The 17,370-nt window shown below is 70.7% G+C and carries 15 protein-coding genes; 10 read left to right on the forward strand and 5 right to left on the reverse strand.

Features of this window, described 5'->3' with window-relative positions:
* Positions 1-443: 443 nt before the first annotated feature.
* A complete protein-coding gene (dnaN, locus tag FL311_RS06710) occupies positions 444-1,550 on the forward strand; it encodes a DNA polymerase III subunit beta (protein ID WP_074948321.1) in 1,107 nt (368 codons plus the stop codon).
* A gap of 426 nt (positions 1,551-1,976) precedes the next feature.
* The gene (locus FL311_RS06715; protein ID WP_141324110.1) at positions 1,977-3,185 is read left to right on the forward strand and encodes a hypothetical protein; all 1,209 of its coding nucleotides are present in this window, start codon (positions 1,977-1,979) and stop codon (positions 3,183-3,185) included.
* Between the two features lie 400 nt (positions 3,186-3,585).
* Here the strand turns inward: FL311_RS06715 and FL311_RS06720 are convergent, their stop codons facing one another.
* Complete coding sequence (locus FL311_RS06720) at positions 3,586-4,848, reverse strand: DUF1990 family protein (protein WP_141324111.1); 1,263 nt, start codon at positions 4,846-4,848, stop codon at positions 3,586-3,588.
* Positions 4,841-5,533 carry a DUF1990 family protein gene (locus FL311_RS06725; RefSeq protein WP_228556713.1) on the reverse strand — a complete coding sequence of 231 codons (693 nt, stop codon included), beginning with the start codon at positions 5,531-5,533 and terminating at the stop codon, positions 4,841-4,843. Before FL311_RS06725 ends, FL311_RS06720 begins: the two co-directional genes overlap by 8 nt.
* Positions 5,534-5,592: 59 nt before the next feature.
* Between FL311_RS06725 and FL311_RS06730 the strand changes: the two genes are divergently transcribed.
* Entirely contained in the window at positions 5,593-5,883 is a 291-nt protein-coding gene (locus tag FL311_RS06730) for a hypothetical protein (protein WP_141324112.1), read from the forward strand.
* A 13-nt stretch (positions 5,884-5,896) separates the two neighbouring features.
* Here the strand turns inward: FL311_RS06730 and FL311_RS06735 are convergent, their stop codons facing one another.
* Positions 5,897-7,009 (reverse strand): DNA alkylation repair protein, encoded by a 1,113-nt coding sequence (locus FL311_RS06735; protein WP_141324113.1) that lies wholly within the window; start codon positions 7,007-7,009, stop codon positions 5,897-5,899.
* Positions 7,010-7,166: 157 nt separating this feature from the next.
* Between FL311_RS06735 and FL311_RS06740 the strand changes: the two genes are divergently transcribed.
* Positions 7,167-9,149, forward strand: a complete 1,983-nt coding sequence (locus FL311_RS06740; protein WP_141324148.1) for a PAS domain-containing sensor histidine kinase — start codon at positions 7,167-7,169, stop codon at positions 9,147-9,149.
* Positions 9,150-9,162: 13 nt separating this feature from the next.
* Here the strand turns inward: FL311_RS06740 and FL311_RS06745 are convergent, their stop codons facing one another.
* Positions 9,163-9,996 carry an SDR family NAD(P)-dependent oxidoreductase gene (locus FL311_RS06745; RefSeq protein ID WP_141324114.1) on the reverse strand — a complete coding sequence of 278 codons (834 nt, stop codon included), beginning with the start codon at positions 9,994-9,996 and terminating at the stop codon, positions 9,163-9,165.
* A gap of 301 nt (positions 9,997-10,297) precedes the next feature.
* Here FL311_RS06745 and FL311_RS06750 point away from each other — a divergent pair, with 301 nt between their 5' ends.
* The gene (locus tag FL311_RS06750; RefSeq protein ID WP_141324115.1) at positions 10,298-11,437 is read left to right on the forward strand and encodes a DNA replication/repair protein RecF; all 1,140 of its coding nucleotides are present in this window, start codon (positions 10,298-10,300) and stop codon (positions 11,435-11,437) included.
* Between the two features lie 6 nt (positions 11,438-11,443).
* Here FL311_RS06750 and FL311_RS06755 read toward each other — a convergent pair whose 3' ends face one another.
* On the reverse strand, positions 11,444-11,842 hold the full coding sequence (locus FL311_RS06755) for a hypothetical protein (protein ID WP_141324116.1): 399 nt from the start codon (positions 11,840-11,842) through the stop codon (positions 11,444-11,446).
* 316 nt (positions 11,843-12,158) lie between these two features.
* Here FL311_RS06755 and FL311_RS06760 point away from each other — a divergent pair, with 316 nt between their 5' ends.
* The 5 genes from FL311_RS06760 (at position 12,159) to FL311_RS06780 (ending at position 17,366) form a co-directional block, all read left to right on the forward strand.
* The gene (locus FL311_RS06760) at positions 12,159-12,662 is read left to right on the forward strand and encodes a hypothetical protein (protein WP_194869091.1); all 504 of its coding nucleotides are present in this window, start codon (positions 12,159-12,161) and stop codon (positions 12,660-12,662) included.
* Positions 12,659-13,471 carry an ABC transporter permease gene (locus FL311_RS06765; RefSeq protein ID WP_141324118.1) on the forward strand — a complete coding sequence of 271 codons (813 nt, stop codon included), beginning with the start codon at positions 12,659-12,661 and terminating at the stop codon, positions 13,469-13,471. The genes FL311_RS06760 and FL311_RS06765 overlap by 4 nt, the downstream gene beginning before the upstream one ends.
* 6 nt (positions 13,472-13,477) lie before the next feature.
* The gene (locus FL311_RS06770; RefSeq protein WP_141324119.1) at positions 13,478-14,302 is read left to right on the forward strand and encodes an ABC transporter ATP-binding protein; all 825 of its coding nucleotides are present in this window, start codon (positions 13,478-13,480) and stop codon (positions 14,300-14,302) included.
* Positions 14,299-15,561, forward strand: a complete 1,263-nt coding sequence (locus FL311_RS06775) for an MlaD family protein (protein WP_141324120.1) — start codon at positions 14,299-14,301, stop codon at positions 15,559-15,561. The genes FL311_RS06770 and FL311_RS06775 overlap by 4 nt, the downstream gene beginning before the upstream one ends.
* 467 nt (positions 15,562-16,028) lie before the next feature.
* Positions 16,029-17,366: a hydroxymethylglutaryl-CoA reductase, degradative gene (locus tag FL311_RS06780; RefSeq protein ID WP_141324121.1), complete on the forward strand. Its 1,338-nt coding sequence runs from the start codon at positions 16,029-16,031 to the stop codon at positions 17,364-17,366.
* Positions 17,367-17,370 lie beyond the last annotated feature (4 nt).

Consider the following 17,370-nt stretch of genomic DNA (forward strand, 5'->3'; position numbering starts at 1 on the left):
GGGGTGCCGCTGCGGTCATTGTCGGGGGCGGCGTTCTCCGCGGCCGGGCGGGTGTCGCCCGGGGCGGGCGTACCCGGCTCGCCCGCGGCCGACGACGAGGAGGCGGACGGCTTGCTGCAGCCGGCGGCGAAGCCCAGCGCGAGGGCGGCGAGCAACAGCGGGCGGACGTTCATGGGAAGGCTCCGGAAGGCGGGAAGGCACCTAGTGTCCATCGCCCCCGGCGATTGGGCCAGTCTCCCGTTCACCTGGCTGACTGGCGGTCAATTGGACTGCCCGTGGCTGAATGCCCGTACAGGGCGGGTAGGGTGGCTGATGCGCTTCAGTTGACGTCCTGGCGCTCGTGTCCAGAGTGCTTCTGGCGCGTTGACCCGCCTGGACTCACGGGCTACATCGACCGCCTGATCGGCTCCCTCAGGGGGGCCGGGATTCAAGGACGACCTCCGATGGAATTCCGCATCGCCGCCGACGAGCTGAAGAAGGCCCTCTACCGCGCCCAGGGCATCGTGGAGCGCAAGACGACGATGCCCATCCTGGCCAACGTGCTCGTCAACGCGACGAAGGGCGGCATCACCGTCACCGCGTTCGACCTGGACATCGGCATCGTGTCCGAGCACCCCGCCGAGGTCATCAAGACGGGCGCCGTCACGCTGAGCGCCAAGTACGTCTTCGACATCGTGCAGAACCTGCCGGACGCGCAGGTGACGCTCAAGAAGCTGGCGAACAACTACGTGGACATCGCCAGCGGCTCCGCCCACTTCAAGATTGTCGGCATGGCGGCGGAGGAGTACCCGAAGCTGCCCAAGGAGGAGAACGCCCCGCTGGTGCAGGTGGGCGGCAACACCCTCCTGGAGATGATCAAGAAGACCCAGTTTGCCATCTCCAGCGACGAGACGCGCTACATCCTGAACGGCGTCTTCTTCGAGCCGCAGGCCAGCGGCAAGGTCCGCATGGTGGCCACGGACGGTCACCGGCTGTCGCTCATCGAGCGGGAGCTGACGGGGGACTTCAAGTTGAAGAGCGGCGTCATCATCCCGCGCAAGGGGTTGATGGAGCTGAAGCGCCTGTTGGACGAGGCGCCGGACGCGGAGTGCCACCTGGGGTTCGCGGAGAACTCGGCGCTCTTCAAGAAGCCGGGCCTGACGATGGTGATGCGGCTCATCGACGGGCAGTTCCCGGAGTACCAGCGGGTGATTCCGAAGGAGGGAGAGAAGGTCGTCCTCGTGCCCAAGGTGCGGCTCTTGGAGGGGCTCAAGCGCATCGCGCTGTTGTCCGCGGACAAGAGCAACGCGGTGCGAATCGGGCTGGCGGAGAACAAGCTCATCATCACCGCGAGCAACCCGGACCTGGGCGAGGCGCGCGACGAGGTGGAGCTGGCGTACCAGGGCAAGGACATCACGGTGGGCTTCAACGCGCGCTACCTGATGGACGTGCTCGCGGTGACGGACACGGACGAGGTGAGCTTCGAGCTGGGTGACGAGCACAGCCCGGGCGTGCTGCACGCGCCGGGGGACCGCACGTTCACCGCGGTGGTCATGCCGATGCGCGTCTGAGTCGGCCCCAGGGCCGGCGTCTCGCCGTGCGAGCCCATGCGTGCTCCACCTTCGGGGTGGGGTCGCATGGGCTTTTTCGTGGGCGCGGGGGCGGGGTGCTCGCGCGGAGGTGCGTGCGGGTTCGAGCCGCGCTCGCCCGGCGTGAGAGGACGCGGATTGCTCCGCGCTTGCTTGGGCGAGGAGTCCGAGCTTGAGAGCGGCTCGTCCGGCGTGGTGCGCGACGAGAGGGCGTGCTCCACACGCGCACTTGGGAGGGAGGCCTCGCCCGAGCGCGGCGCGCCGGATGCCTCATTCTGGACGGGGAACGCGCGGGGTGCGCACTCGGGAGGGCGGGGCGCGGTCCCGGGTGACACATCGTGCACGCTCTTCCGAGGAGAGAGGGGCCGGGGGCCTGCGAGATGAGGGCCGCGCTTTTATAGTGAGGCCGTGGCCACGCACCCGGACGACCTGCGCGCACGACTGGAGGACCGCGCGGACCTCCTGGAGGCCACGCGCCTGCGCTACGTCGCCCTGCGCGGCATGTTGGATGCCTTCTTCTGGAAGGACCGGGTGCGCGCGCACTTCGAGCTGCTGCGCGAGGTGGCGCAGGTGCAGCCCGAAGTGGACGCCACGCTCGCCGCGCTCCAGCGTCGCGCCGCCGCGGAGGGCTGGCCGCGCGACGCCGCGCCCATGAAGTTGATGGCGGAGGTGACGCGGCTGCGGGACGCCGTGCGGCAGGTGGCCCGGAAGCGGCTGCCGGAGGCGGAGGGCTCGTCGTCGCTGGGCGAGATGTTGCTGCGGCTCGAGGAGGTGGTGCTGGAGGCGGGGCCGCTGCTGGGCCGCCGCACGTGGGCGAGGGCCATCGAGCTGTTGCCCCGCAACCTCCCGGAGCTGCGCGCCGCGTGCGCCGCGGCCGAGGTGTTCGAGCGCGTGTTCAAGCGGCCCACGCGGCCAGGGGCTTTGCCGTTCAGTGAGGCGGAGGCGGATGAGCTGCGCCGTGCCCTGCCGCTCGCGGAGTCCGCGCTGGGAGCGCTTTGGGCGCGGCTGGGGCACTTCGACACGAGCGGGCGGGTGAAGGACTTCCTGTCGCGCCGGGCCTCGCGCACGCCGCTGCATGCGCCTCGGAGCGGGCCGGAGCTGGTGCTGCACGCGGCGTTCTGGCACGGCGTGGCGCGGGCGCGGCTGCGCGCGCTGCTGGAGGAGCGACTGGCGCCGGTGTCGCCGCTGGAGACGGAGGTGCCCGCGCTGCTGCCGTGGATTGCCGCGCGCGAGGCCGCGTCGGGCGGCGAGGCGAAGCTCAGCGCCGGTGAATCCTTCGACGAGGGACGCGCGGGCCTGTTCGAGCTGGCCGCGGAGCTGGCGTCGCTGTCGCAAGAGCGCCCCTCGGGAGCGTGGAGCGAGGAGGCCGCGTGGACGCGGCTGTGGAGCGCCGCGCAGCGAGCACGTGACGAGGGCGGCACGGACGTGGAGCGACTGCGCGATGCGCTGCGCCTGTTCGTCATCCTGCGCGGCTCGGAGCAGACTCCGGCCCGACTGTTCTCTCCGTCCCGCGCGTCGCCGCGTGCCTCGGAGGAGCCGGGGCGCGATGTGCGGGACATGAAGGACCTGCCCGCGCTCGTCCAGGCCGCGAGGCACGCAGCCACTCGGCGCGGCTGAGTGTCGAGCCTGGATGAGGACGAGCGTGCGCCGTGGTGCTCGTCGATGCGGGCGCCACGTCGCGATGTGCTCGCTACGCCAAGATGTACTCGTCGATGCGCGCGCCACGACGCGATGTGCTCGTCGGTGCGCGCGCCACGACGCGATGTGCTCGTCGATGCGCGCGCCACGACGCGATGTGCTCGTCGGTGCGCGCGCCACGACGCGATGTGCTCGTCGATGCGCGCGTCACGCCGCGATGTGCTCGTCGGTGCGCGCGCCACGCCGCGATGCGCTCGTCGATGCGCGCGTCACGCCGCGATGCGCTCGTCGGTGCGCGCGCCACGCCGCGATGCGCGTGTCGTTGCGCGATTCCACCTGCGCATGGGCCTCCCGCGATGAACGCGAGAGGCCCGGACCCTCACGTCTCCGCGGGGCGATTCGAGACCAGCGGCATCAGCCGCGAGGCGAGTGCCGCCACCAGCGCATCCTCCGCGAACGCCGCCGCCATGCTCGGCACCCGGAACCGGGTCGTGGCCAGCTTGCGCAGCGAATAGAACGTCCACGTCGAAGCCGCCGCCGCGAGCCCACCCAGCGCCGCCGCGAGCACCCTGCGCTTTCGCGTCTGCCCCGCCACCGACGTCGCCGCGGCCACCGCCCCCATGAAGATGCGCCCCGTCATCGGCACCAGCTTCACGCGCGCGGGCGTCGTCGGCAGCTTGTCCCCCACCAGCTCTCCCAGCGTCAGCACCTCCAGCACCCGAGGCACCCAGGGCTTCGACAGCGCGACCGACAGCGGGTCCGTCCTCGGCTCCGGAGACTCCGCCAGCCGGTGGCTCACCAGCGCCGGCGCGCTCATGCTCCGCATCCCCGCCATCACTCCCAGCCCGACGGGCGTCAACCAGTGTCCTCGTTGCACGGCTTCCACCTCCTCCTCGAGTTGTGACTTCAGTCGCCCAGGCGCCCTCTGCGCGAAGAAGCGCACCGGCCCCAGCTCCTCCAGCTCATGGCCGGAGTGGTCCACCTTGCCGTGCTCCGCGGGCCGCCCCGCCAGCTCCGGGTGATGCAGCGTCAAGGCGCGCAGGCGCGCATGCGTCAACCGATGCCATGCGCGCTGATACCGCCGCCCCACCAGCGTGAAGCCCACGCGGCTCCACCAGTTGGGGAACCTCCCGGGCCGCCACGCCGCCTCGATGTGGAAGCGCACCTCGCCCGTCTCGTGGCTCTTGCGCAGCAGGAACCACTCGCGCCCCTCCTCGATGTGCCCGTCCAGCGTCTCGAAGCTGAAGCCGAACACGCTGCACGTCCCGCCATGCTCCTCGCGCGTGTCCCCCACCCGCACGGCGCACAGGAAGCGCAGCCGCTGCGCCAGCGACTTCAGCTCCAACACCACCGTGCGCCCATGCAGCGGCGAGTCCGCGTTGAAGTGCCACCGCACGATGCGCGGGTCCGAGAAGTCGAACGTCTCCAGCACCCCCTTCGCGCGCGCGAAGAGCCCATCCGCCACCGGAGGCCCCGGCACCTCATGGCCCAGCGAGGCCACCGAGTGCACCTGGTTCCAGCCCCCCTCCAGCGTCATCTCCCCCGACGCGGCCTCGAAGTTGCGAGACAGCGCCCGCGCCGCCTCCAGCCGCGGAGCCAGCTCCTCGTCCGTCCACCCGGAGAGCCATCGCCACTCAATCATCCGCTTCGTCTCCTCGCGCGAGGAACGTGGGACCCGCCGTCACGTCGCCCCCCTCGGGCTCATCCTCCAGCTCCACCGTCTCCGCGTGGATGGCACCCACCACGCCCTCACCCGTGGACACCGCCACGCGCAGCACGAACTCCGTCCAGGTGTTCGTCTGCATCGCCTCACCCCCCGCCACGAACCCCCAGTAGTGGACGGGCGAGCCCGAGCGCGCGCGGCTGCGGATGTGGAAGAGCACGTCCCCGTACTCGTTGCGGTACGCGCCGAAGGTGATGCGCCCGGCCTCCGGGTGCCCCGGCAGCGTGGCGAGCGTCAGGCTCTGCCGGTCCTTGTGGATGACGCGCACGCCGAACGTCCCCGCGCCCTGGATGTGCACCGTGAGGTGCTCCCCCAACTCCAGCGGCTGCCCGTCGCGCGAGCGGCTCTCCCGCTCGAACACACACAGCTCGTCCGGCGCCAGCTCCGGGAAGCGCCGGGCCACCCAGTCCACCAGGTCCGACGGCCGGTGATGGCATTGGCGGATGACGGCCCAGTAGTCGCGCTGCAACAGCGGCCCCGCGCCCGCCTTCGGCAGCTGCAGGTCGCCCGCCTCGCCCTCTGTCGTGTGTGGTGTGTGGTGCACCCTCTCGCCCTTTGCCTGGTCCAGTCCCACCATGATGGGGACCGCCACGACGGGAGGCATGGGGCCTGCCCGCCCGTGCGGGGCATGGGCGGGCCTGACCGGCCGCCAGGGGAGGGAGCATGAGCCTGGACGTCAACCCCGCGAGCGAGGCCTCGAAGCACGACTACGAGGCTCCGCCCGTCGTACGCGCCGAGCACGCCGACAGCTCGTTCACCCGCCTGCTCGAGCAGCAGACGGCCAAGATACCCTCCCACGTCTTCCTGTTCGCCAGCCTCTGCTCGATGGGTGTGTCCCTGGGCTTCGAGCTGACCGGGCGCACCCAGCCCGCGCGCTTCGTCGGCTCCTGGGTGTCACCCCTGCTGGTGATGGGCGTCTACAACAAGCTGGTGAAGCTGCTCGGCTCGCGCTGACGGCCCGGCCAGGTCACTCCACCACGTCCACCGTGCCCAGCGGCAGGTCCACGCCGTTGACGCGCACCTCCAGCCGATGCGGGCCCGCGTAGTGGCGGCGCGTGGACAGCTGCGCCAGCGACACGCGCTTGCCCACCTCCTCCTCCTGGCCCGCGCCGAGCACCAGCTCGCGCACCTTGAAGACCTTGGGCTGCGGCGCCTCGCCCCGGGACTTGAAGAAGTGCACCGCCAGGTCCACCACCAGCGACTGTTCCTTCCGGGAGCGGTTGGCCACCACGAAGCGCACGTCCATGGCGCCGCCCAGCTTCGCGCGCCCGGGCAGCTGCGTGGGCCGCACCTCGATGCCGGAGGGCTTGCCCGCGCCCACCACCTCCAGCGCGGAGGGCTCGCCGCGCTTGATGGCGAAGCGCAGCGCGTGGCGCACCAGCCACTCGCGCTCCGGCGTGGCGTCCTTCATCCACCGCTTCGCCACCTTCACCAGCACGTCCGGGTGGTCCTTGCCGATGTCGTTGAGGTTGTTGGCCACCGAGCGGCGCACGTACAGCTCCGGGTCGTCCTTGAGCAGCTCCAACAGCCCCAGCACCGGCGTCGGGTCCTCCTGGAAGGCGCGCAGCCGGGAGCCCCACGGCAGCCTCGGCCGCGTGCCCTCGGAGACGAGCCGCCGCACGTGCACGTTGGAGTCCGTGGCCCACTCGGAGAGCCGCGCCAGCGTCTTCTCCGGGTGCTTCTCCAGGAACGGCCGGATGGAGAACTCCGCCGTGAAGCGCTGGGTGAGCGCGTGCTGCGCCCGCATGGACTCCTCGAAGTGCCCCAGCCCGTACTCCGCCACGAAGGTGGTGTGGGGCAGGTAGAAGAAGACCTCCATGCCGCCCACCCGGTCCACCTCCCGCACCGGCCCCAGGGAGCGCAGCAGCACCTGCACCGCCTGGGGATAATCCTCCGGCAGCGAGCGCCGCATGGCCAGACACAGGTGCCGGGCCCGGCCCACCAGCTCGTGCGCCTCCAGGCCCTCTCGGGCCTCGCGCAGGAACGTGTCGATTGGGAACGCGGGGTGCGCGCGGTGCAGCGAGGTGCCCAGCCGCTCCACCAGCCGCGCGTCGAAGAAGGTCTTGAGAGGCTCCGCCATGATGGGTCCACCAAACCCTGTCAGGACGTGGGCCACAAGACGTGTCCTACCTTTCGGCGCTGCCAGGAATGACAGTCTTCTGCTAGTCGTACGCTCCGTGCCGACACGCAAAGGCCGCGGCTCTCGGGGTGGGAAGCAGCGCAAGCAGACGGGCCGCATGGCCGGTGTGGACGACGTCGTGCGCCCGCCCCAGCCCGCGCTTCGCGAACAGCTCTCCTTCGTGACGGACCCGCTGGCGCTGCTGGAGGGCCTGTTCCTCCACTCGCCCGTGCCCTACGCCATCTTCGACGTGGAGGGGCACTGCCGGCTGAGCAACCCGGCGTACCGGGCGATGTTCGGCTCGGTGCCGCCGCCCGAGTACAGCCTCTTTCGCGACGAGCTGGTGGCGAAGCTGGGGCTGGATGTCCTCCTGCGCCGGGCCTTCGCGGGCGAGACGGTGCAGACGCCGGTCATCTGGTACGACGTGAAGGAGCTGCGGCACATCGACGTGAAGGACGCGCACCGCATCGCCATCGCGTGTACGTGCTTCCCGCTGTCCGCGTCCGGAGGCGAGGTGCGCCACATCGCCCTGGCCTACAAGGACGTGACGGCGGAGCTGGCCGCGCGCGAGGCGGAGCAGCTGGAGAGGAGCCGGCTCTACCAGCTGCTCACGCAGTCGCCCGTGGCCATCAACCTCCTGCGCGGCCCGGAGCTGCGGTTCGAGTTCTCCAACCCGCTGCTGCAGAAGCTGATGGGCGGCCGCGCGCTGGTGGGCCGCGCGCTCCTGGAGGCGATTCCAGACATCTCCCCGGAGCTGGTGAGCCTGTACCTGGGCGTGCTGGAGACGGGCGAGCCGGTGGCGGCGCACGAGTACCCGCTGGCCATCGACTACGCGGGCCAGGGCCAGGTGGAGACGCGCTACTGGAACATGCTCTACGAGCCCCTGCGCGACGAGCGGGGGCGGGTGGACGGGCTGGTGACGTTCGCCTTCGAGGTGACCGAGCAGGTGCTCGCCCGGCACGCGGTGGAGAACCAGCAGCGCTGGCTGGAGGCGGTGCTGGACTCCATGCCCCTGCCGGTGGTGATGGCGGAGCCGGGCACCGGCAACCTCGTCTTCTCCAACGCGGCGGCGGACCGGCTGCATGGCCAGCACATCCCCACGCGTGTGCCCGCGTCGGAGTACGGCGCGCTGTTCCACGTCACGGACCTGCAGGGGCGCAGGCTCACGGCCGACGAGCTGCCGTCCTCGCGCGCGGCCCGGGGCGAGAAGCTGGAGGGCATGGAGGCGGTGTGGCACACGAGCGCGGGGGAGGTGGTGTTGAGCATCTCCTCGGAGATGTTGCCCGCGATGCATGGCCACCCCGCGGTGACGCTCCTGCCCTTCCTGGACATCACCCGGCTGAAGACGGTGGAGCAGCGGCTGCAGGAGGCCATCCGCGCGCGCGACGAGTTCCTCTCCGTGGCGAGCCACGAGCTGAAGACGCCGCTGACGGTGCTGAGCCTCCGGCTGCAGGCCTTCGCGCGCGCGACGCTGTCGGACCCGGAGTCCCCCTGGGCGCTGCGCCACGGCCGCGAGGTGCAGGGGATGCTTCGGCAGGTGATGCGGCTGGCGGACCTGGTCAATGGCCTCCTGGACGTGTCGCGCATCGGCACGGGGCGGCTGCGATTGGAGCTGGAGCAGGTGGACCTGCGCGCGCTGGTGCAGGAGGTGGTGGCGCGCTTCCAGCCGGAGGCCGAGCGCGCGGAGTGTCAGGTGGAGCTGGAGGGCGGGCCGCCCGCGGTGGGGACGTGGGACCGGATGCGGCTGGAGCAGGTGGTCACCAACCTGGTGTCCAACGCGCTGAAGTACGGCGCGGGGCGGCCCGTGCGGCTGCGCGTGGAGGCGGACGCGGGGCTGGCGCGCCTGAGCGTGCGCGACGAGGGCATCGGCATCAGCCGGGATGCCCAGGCGCGCATCTTCCACAAGTTCGAGCGCGCGGTGTCCGAGCGCAACTACGGCGGCCTGGGCCTGGGGCTGTACGTCGCGCGCACGCTGGTGGAGGCCATGCGGGGCGTCATCCGCGTGGACAGCCACCCGGGCGAGGGCTCCACCTTCACCGTGGAGCTCCCGCTCGTCTCCGAGGCGCCCCCCGAAGCGGCCGCCACGGACCTGGCGTCCTGAGCCGGGGCGCGCGTCATGCGGAGCGCTTCTTGACCCTGAGCGTCAGCAGGTCGTCGGCGCGGATGGCCTCCTTGTCCGCCAGCAGGGCCGCCAGGTCATCCTGCACCGTGAGGTAGCAGCCGCTCAGCGCGGCGAACGCGCCGCTGGCCAGCTTGAGCAGGTTGATGATGCTCTGCTCCGCATCCACCATCCTGCCCGCGCGCTTCTCCTCCAGGAGCCATTTCTGGACCAGGTCCAGGGGCGTGCCCTCGAAGGTGGCGTCGGCGATGTGGTCGGGGACGAGGCCCGTCGAGTGCACCAGCCCCGGGTGGTACGCGAAGAGGGTGACGCCGTGGCGGCGCGCTTCGCAGGAGAGGTTCTCCGTCAGCTTGACGATGGCGGCCTTGCTGACGGAGTAGGCGGAGCAGGTGGGCCAGCGGACGACCCCGGCGTTGCTGGCCATGTTGATGATGATGCCCTGACCCTGGCTCACCATGTGCTGGAGGACGGTGTGGGTGCAGTACACGGTGCCCTTCAGGTTGATGTCCAAGGCGGCCTCCCACTCCTCGAGTGGCGTCTTCCAGAAGACCTCCGGCGCGGGCCAGATGCCCGCGTTGTTCACCAGCACGTCGATGGCGCCCTGGTGCTGGTGGAAGCGGTCGAACGCGGCCCGTGTGGCGGAGGCATCCGAGACGTCGAAGGCCATCGTCGCCACCCGACCGCCGAGCGCTTCGGAGGCCTCGTCGAGCGTCCGCGGGTTGCGCCCGGTGATGGTGACCTTCGCTCCCTGCTCGAGGAAGGCGCGGGTGAAGGCAAGGCCCAGGCCTCGGCCTCCGCCGGTGATGACGACTCGCTTGTCTTTCAGCATGGGGCAGTTCCTTCGGCGTGGGTTCGCCAGGCGGTGCCGTCTCCGCCCGCGGACGTGGACGGCGTTTCGTGTCGGGTGGGGAGGCGGTGGCGTTCGCTGCTGAAGACAGTCATTTGCGTGAGTCGTGGTGTGTCTTCAAGCTGTCCTCAGGTTCCATGTGGACCGTCGGATGCTTGTCTTGGATTGGGAGCGGGCGAAACATGCGGGCCTCGGACTGGCCCGCTGACACCGGGGAGGGCGGGCCTGGACCCGGCGAGATATCCTCCCGCCTCGGCGCCAATGCGGGTATACGGGGGGCGCCGTGCGCCTCCTCGCACTCCACGTCCAGGACTTCCGCAATCTCGCTCAGGTGACGCTCACCCCGAGTGCCCACGCCACCATCGCGGTGGGGCAGAACGGGCAGGGCAAGACGAACCTGCTGGAGGCGCTGTACTTCCTCGCCACGCTCAAGCCGCTGCGCGCCGGGCGCCTGTCGGAGCTGGTGCGCTGGGGCACCCAGACGGCCCGCGTGTCCGGCCGCTTCCTGCTCAAGGGGGCCGAGCGCGAAATCGCGGTGGAGGTGGGCGGCGGCACCCGGCAGGCCTTCGTGGACGGCAAGAAGGCCGCGAGCCTGGAGGAGTACTTCGGCGGCGTCTCCGTGGTGGCCTTCACCCCGGACGACCTGGAGGTGGTCAAGGGCGGGCCGGATTCCCGGCGGGCCTTCCTGGACCGCGCCGTGTTCAACCGCTTCCCCGCGTACCTGCGCGAGAGCCGCGAGTACGCGCGCGCCTTGAAGAACCGCAACCGCCTCTTGCGCGAGGGCGGCGCGGTGGACCCCGCCTACCTGGACGCCTACGACGAGACGCTCGCCAAGGCCGGCGCGCGCATCTACTCGCGACGTCGCGCGCTGATGGCGGAGCTGGCGCCACGCGCGCAGGCGACCTTCGCCTCGATTGGCCGCACGGTGGACCCGGCCGTGTATGGTTATCACCCGGCGCACCTGGCCTGTGACTTCGCCGCGGCGGATGAGGCGGTCCTGGCCTCCTCCCTGCGCGAGTCATTGACGGCCCGGATGCGGCGGGACCTGGACCGGGGCTTCACCTCGGTGGGGCCGCACTCGGATGACGTGTCGGTGACGCTGGGAGGCCGCAGCGCCCGGGCCTACGCGAGCCAGGGGCAGCAGCGCGCGCTGGTGCTCGGCTGGAAGATTGCTGAAATCGAGAACCTGGAGTCCTGCACGGGCTTCCTGCCGCTGTTGATGCTGGACGACGTGTCGAGCGAGCTGGACCCGGAGCGCAACGCCTACCTGATGGACTACCTGGCGAGGAGCGGCGCGCAGGTCTTCCTGTCCACCACGGATGGCTCGCTGGTGAGGGGCGCCGCCGCCGAGGACACGCTGTGGCTCTCCGTGCACTCAGGGCAGGTGACGCTGCGCGAAGAGGACGCGCCCCCGGTCGGCTGACGGCGCTCAGTGCACCGAGCGACGCCGGTGCCAGGGCCAGTGCACGTTCATCCGCCGCGCGAGGTGGTGCTGGTGCGCGGGCAGGTCTTCCCGCCGCACGTTGCCGAAGGAGCTGAAGCGGAACTCCGCCCACAGCACGCCGAAAGCCACGGCGAACAGGAACGTCCCCAAAGTGAGCCACCACACCGTGCCCGTGGCGAGTGACACCGTGGCGAGCAGGAGCAGCGCGATGCTCACTCCCAGCGACAGCTCGCGCAGCTTCTTCGACTCGCTGAAGGCCATTCCCATGGAGGCGACCGCGAGCACCAGCAGGGCGACCACCAGGCCGTATGCCGTTCGTGCGTACAGGCCGGCGATGGAGAGCAGGAAGAGGCCGAAGCCGAATACCGCGAGTCCGCCATCCATGGAGCCTCCTCTCGAGGGGTGATGAGGAGAACCTGCGCACGCCGTCACTCCCCTGGCGCGGGCCAGGCTGAATCCGACCGGGGACGGGGCGGACGGGCCACCCCTTCTCCCAGAGGGAATGCCACGGCAGTGTTCCGGTATCACGCATCCCGCGTGTGCAACCCGCGAGGTTCAGTGTCCGGTACCCACCATCCAGGGGTGGGAGGAAGGGCGCGGTAGTGGACGTTCCAGTACACGGAATTTCTTGCGGCGGCGGCTGGGCTGTCGCATGACTTGCCCGCAAGGGCCGGACGTCGATGCCGCGAAGAACGGTGCCATGCCGAGGATGACGCTGCTGCTCGTGTTGCTTCTTGCCTCCTGCGTGGGCTGCCGCCGCGTGAGCTTCGAGGACTCCGTGTTGTCCAAGCCGGACGTGCGCTACCGGGTGGGCGAGCTGCCCAAGCACTGGCGCCGCGTGTGGCTGGACGGCAACGACCTGGCCTTCGCCGAGGAGGGCACCGGCCGCGCGCTCTCCATCAACGCCACGTGCGAGGGCCACGACGACCCGCCGCTCCCGGTGCTCACCCGGCACCTGCTGATGGGCTTCACCGAGCGCCAGGAGGTGGCCCAGAGCGTGGTCGCCATGGACGGACGCGAGGCCCTGCGCAGCCGCTACCTGGCGAAGCTGGACGGCGTGCCGGTGGAGCTGGAGCTGGTGGTGCTCAAGAAGGACAACTGCGTGTTCGACTTCTCCTACGTGGCGCCGCCGGGGCTGGCGATGGAGCGCATGGCGGACTTCGACGCGCTCCTGGCGGGCTTCGAGTCGGAGCACGTCGGATGAACGCCTCGACGGAAGCGGACGCGGGCGAGCAGGTGTCGGCCCCGCGCCCCGGGCTCTGGGACAAGGCGAAGGAGCGCCTGGAGTCGCTGGGCGCGATGACGGTGATGACGGGGCAGGTGCTCCAGCGCGTGGTGCGGCCGCCGTTCGACGGCAAGACGCTCATCTTCCACATCGAGTCGCTGGGGGTGCGCTCGCTGCCCATCGCGCTGCTGACGGCGATGTTCGCCGGGCTCGTCATCTCGCTGCAGTTCGGCTACTTCCTGGCGCGCTTCGGGGTGCAGTACACGGTGGGGCGCGTGGTCATCCTCACGCTGTTCCGGGAGCTGGCCCCGGTGCTGACGGCGCTCACGGTGGGCGCCCGGCTGGGCAGCGGCATGGCGGCGGAATTGGGCGCCATGACGGTGACGGAGCAGGTGGACGCCATCCGCGCGCTGGGGGCGGACCCCTTGCGCAAGCTGGTGGTGCCGCGCGTGCTGGCGTGCCTGCTGGTGATGCCGGTGCTCACGGTGTTCGCGGACGTGGTGGGGCTGGTGGCGGGCGCGGTGGTGGTGAACACGCAGTACGCCATCTCCTTCGACCTGTTCTTCCAGGGCGCGCTGGACGCGGTGTTCATGCAGGACTTCGTGTCCGGCGTGTTCAAGGGCGCGGTGTTCGGCTTCATCATCGGCCTGGTGGGGTGCTTCAAGGGGCTGACGGTGGAGGGCGGCACGGAGGGCGTGGGACGCGCCACCACGCAGACGGTGGCGATTACCTCCGTGGCGGTGTGTCTGGCCGACTTCTTCATCACCAAGGTGACGCTGTACCTGTGACGTGCCATGCCCTTCGCCTCTCGCCACCAGGAAGCGCCCACGTTCGAGTTCCAGCAGCCCACGCCGGGCGAGCAGCTCATCCACTTCCAGCACCTCCAGAAGTCCTTCGGCCCCAAGCGCGTCTATGACGACCTGGAGCTGGACGTGCGGGCGGGGGAGACGCTGGTGGTGCTGGGGGGCTCGGGCACGGGCAAGAGCGTGCTGCTCAAGTGCCTCATCGGGCTGCAGCGGCCGGACGCGGGCCGCATCCTCTTCCAGGGCCGGGACGTGACGGGGTTCTCGGAAGGGCAGTTCATCCCGGTGCGGCGGCACGTGGCGATGGTGTTCCAGGGCGCGGCGCTGTTCGACTCGCTGAGCGTGGGGGAGAACGTGGCGTATCCCCTGCGGGAGCACTACCCGGACATGCCGTTGTCCGAGGTCCGGGACAGGGTGGCGGAGAAGCTGGAGCTGGTGAACCTGCCGGGCACGGAGCGGCTGATGCCGGCGGACCTGTCGGGCGGCATGAAGAAGCGGGTGGGGTTGGCGCGGGCCATCGCCACCAATCCGGAAGTCATCCTCTGGGACGAGCCCACCACGGGCTTGGACCCGGTGACCACGCAGTCCATCAACGCGATGATCAACTCGATGAAGACCAGGCTCGGCAGCACCTCCATCGTCGTGACGCACGACCTGGTGAGCGCGTTCGCGGTGGGGGACCGGATGGCGATGCTGGCCAACAGGCGCATCGTCCAGGTGGGGACGCCGGGCGAGTTCCGGCGCTCGACGGTGCCGGAGGTGCGGGCGTTCCTGGACGCGCGGCGGGTGGAGCTGGAGCCGGAGGCGGCGTCATGAGCCTCTTCACTTCGACGTCGGGCGAGAAGCGGCTGGCGCTGAGGGCGGGGCTGTTCGTGGCCATCGGTCTGGCGGTGGCGGGCGTGGTGGTGTTCTTCATCGGCCAGGAGTCGCGGCTGTTCCAGCGGCAGGTGATGTACCGCGCGTACTTCACCAACGTGCAGGGCCTGAGCGACCAGTCCCCGGTGTGGCTGGGGGGCCTGGAGGTGGGGAAGGTGACGGGCATCTTCTTCTCCCAGGACCCCAACGACCCGAAGCTGGAGGTGCAGCTTCAAGTCTCCGCGCGGTACGCGGACCGCGTGAAGACGGACTCGCTGGCGCAGCTGAGCAGCATGGGGGTGCTCGGGGACAAGGCGGTGGACATCTCGCTGGGCACGCCCACGGCGCCGCCGATTGAGCCGGGCGGGGTGCTGACGTCGTCGACGAGCGGGGACTTGTCCAAGCTCTTGAGCAGCGCGAGCGAGGTGATGGACAACTCGGTGGCCATCAGCAAGTCGCTCCTGAAGACGGTGGAGGCGTACGGGGACCCGAAGCTGGCGGGTGACGTGCAGCGGGGCATGGCGTCGCTCCGGGCGCTGCTGGAGCAGGTGCAGAACGGGGACGGGGTGCTGCACGCGCTCATCTACGACAAGGAGGCGGGGCGCGAGGTGCGCGCGCTGATGGCGAACGCGTCGAGCGCGGCGAGGCGGGTGGATGGCGCGGTGGGGCACGTGGAGGCGCTCTTGCGCGAGGTGCGCACGGGTGACGGCACGGCGCACGCGCTCATCTACGGCAACGAGGGCGCCACGGCGCTGCGCGAGCTGGGCGAGGCGGCGGGGCAGCTGGCGGGGCTGATTGAAGACGCGAAGAAGAGCCCGAACGGGGCGGTGCACCAGCTGGTGTACGGGGATGCGAGCGGGATGTTCGCGGACCTGGGCAGCGCGGCGGCGGACCTGAAGCAGATCACCGCCACGGTGGCGAAGGGCGAGGGCACGGTGGGCGGGCTCATCAGCGACCCCACGGTGTACGAGGACCTGCGCGAGGTGCTGGGCAACGTGAAGCGCAACCGCATCTTGCGCGCGCTGGTGCGCTTCTCGCTGAACAACCGCGAGGACCTGGAGCAGATGGGCAAGGTGAAGCGCGTGGAGCCCAAGGCCGAGGCGCCCGCCTCGCCCGCGGGAGAGGCACGGCCGCCCGCCTCCGTCACGGTGGGGGCGCCGGTGACGCCGCCCGCGCCCGGGACGACGCAGCCGCCCACGCCGACGACCGCCGCGCAGTGAGAGTGTTCCCCGGAGGCGAGCCGCCGGGGTGATGCGCCGTCGCCGGGTGCTTCACGCCGCGGGCCGTGTCTGGCTCGACCTGCGGGAGGGGGCGTGTCTTCACGGCGGGCCCCGCATCTTCCGAGACATGGGCCCCGCGGCCAGCGACGGACGGGCGCTGTACCGCGAGCTCGGTTGTCTGGGTTCTGGGTGTCTTTATCTGGGGGCTCGTGACTGTGTTCACGATGGAGCGGGCCCTGCCCCAACCTCCCTCCGCCGTGTGCGGTGCGGGGAACCCGCTGTCCCGCGTGCGGGGATGTCTGGGTTCAGGTGCGGGCCTTGAGACATCGGACGTCGACGTCTCGTGGCGAAGTGATGTCCAAGAAATCCTCTGCGAGACGTTGTCTGGCTGATTATTGTTTTGAAGTCATATCGCGGTGGCTTGTGAATGGGTTCCCGGCAAAGAAATACATCGAGGATGAAGCCCCATGGGCATCGATATCAGCCGTAGCAGCTTTTCGGGTTTCCACCGCCTCTCGCTGGAGGAGCGGTGTGCGCGGGTCGCATCCGAGCTGGGCCTGAGCGACGCGGAGCTGGCCGCGCTCACCGGAGAGGAGGGCCTGGGCGCGGAGAAGGCGTACTCGATGGTGGAGAACGCGCTGGGCTTCTTCAGCCTGCCGCTGGGACTGGGGCTTCACCTCCGGGTGAACGGGCGCGCGTACGTGGCGCCGATGGTCATCGAGGAGGCCTCCGTCATCGCGGCCGTCTCGTTCGCCGCGAAGCTCGTCGGCTCGGCGGGAGGCTTCATCGCGGAGGCGGAGCCGTCGCTGATGGTGGGGCAGATACAGCTCACCCGCTACGGCGACCCGGAGTCCGCGCGCGCGAGCATCCTCGCCGCGCGCTCGGAGCTGTTGGACCTGGTCAACGCGCTGCAGCCCCAGCTGGTGCGCCGAGGCGGGGGCGCGAAGGACCTGGAGGTCCGTCTCCTCGACGCGCCGGAGGGGCCGCCGGGCGAGCCGCTCCTGGTGGTGCACTTCCACGTCGACACCCAGGAGGCGATGGGCGCCAACCTCATCAACACGATGATGGAGGGCGTGGCGCCGCGCATCGAGGCGCTCACCGGAGGCCGCGTCTTCCTGCGCATCCTCTCCAACCTCGCGGACCGGCGACTGGCGCGCTCGCGGTGTGTCATCCCCGAGGCGCTGCTCGCCGATTACGGCCTGCCGGGGGCGGACATCGCGGAGGGCATCGTCCAGGCCAGCCGCTTCGCGCGGGCCGACCCCTACCGCGCGGCGACGCACAACAAGGGCATCATGAACGGCATCGACGCCATCGCGCTCGCCACGGGCCAGGACTGGCGCGCCATCGAGGCGGGGGCGCATGCGTACGCGGCCCGCGCGGGCCGGTACGGGCCGCTGTCCACGTGGAGACGGGAGGACGGGGACCTGGTGGGCGAAATCGAGCTGCCGCTCGCGCTGGGCACGGTGGGCGGGCCGCTGCTGGTGCACCCCGGGGTGAAGGCCGCGTTCAAGGTGCTGGGGCATCCCGGTGTCCGGGAGCTGGCGTGCCTGTTCGCCTCGGTGGGGCTGGCGCAGAACCTGGCGGCGGTGCGGGCCCTGGGCTCGGTGGGCATCCAGAAGGGCCACATGGCGTTGCACGCGCGCTCGGTGGCGGTGAGCGCGGGCACGCCGCCCGAGTGGGTGGAGACCGTCGCCGCGCGGCTCGTCCAGCAGGGCGAGGTGAAGGTGGACCGCGCCCGGCGCGTGCTCGGGGAGCTGAAGGGAGGCGTGCTGCCATTCGTGTCGCCGCACAACGAGGACACGTGACGTC

This window comes from Myxococcus sp. AB025B, assembly GCF_006518215.1.
Lineage (GTDB): Bacteria > Myxococcota > Myxococcia > Myxococcales > Myxococcaceae > Myxococcus > Myxococcus fulvus.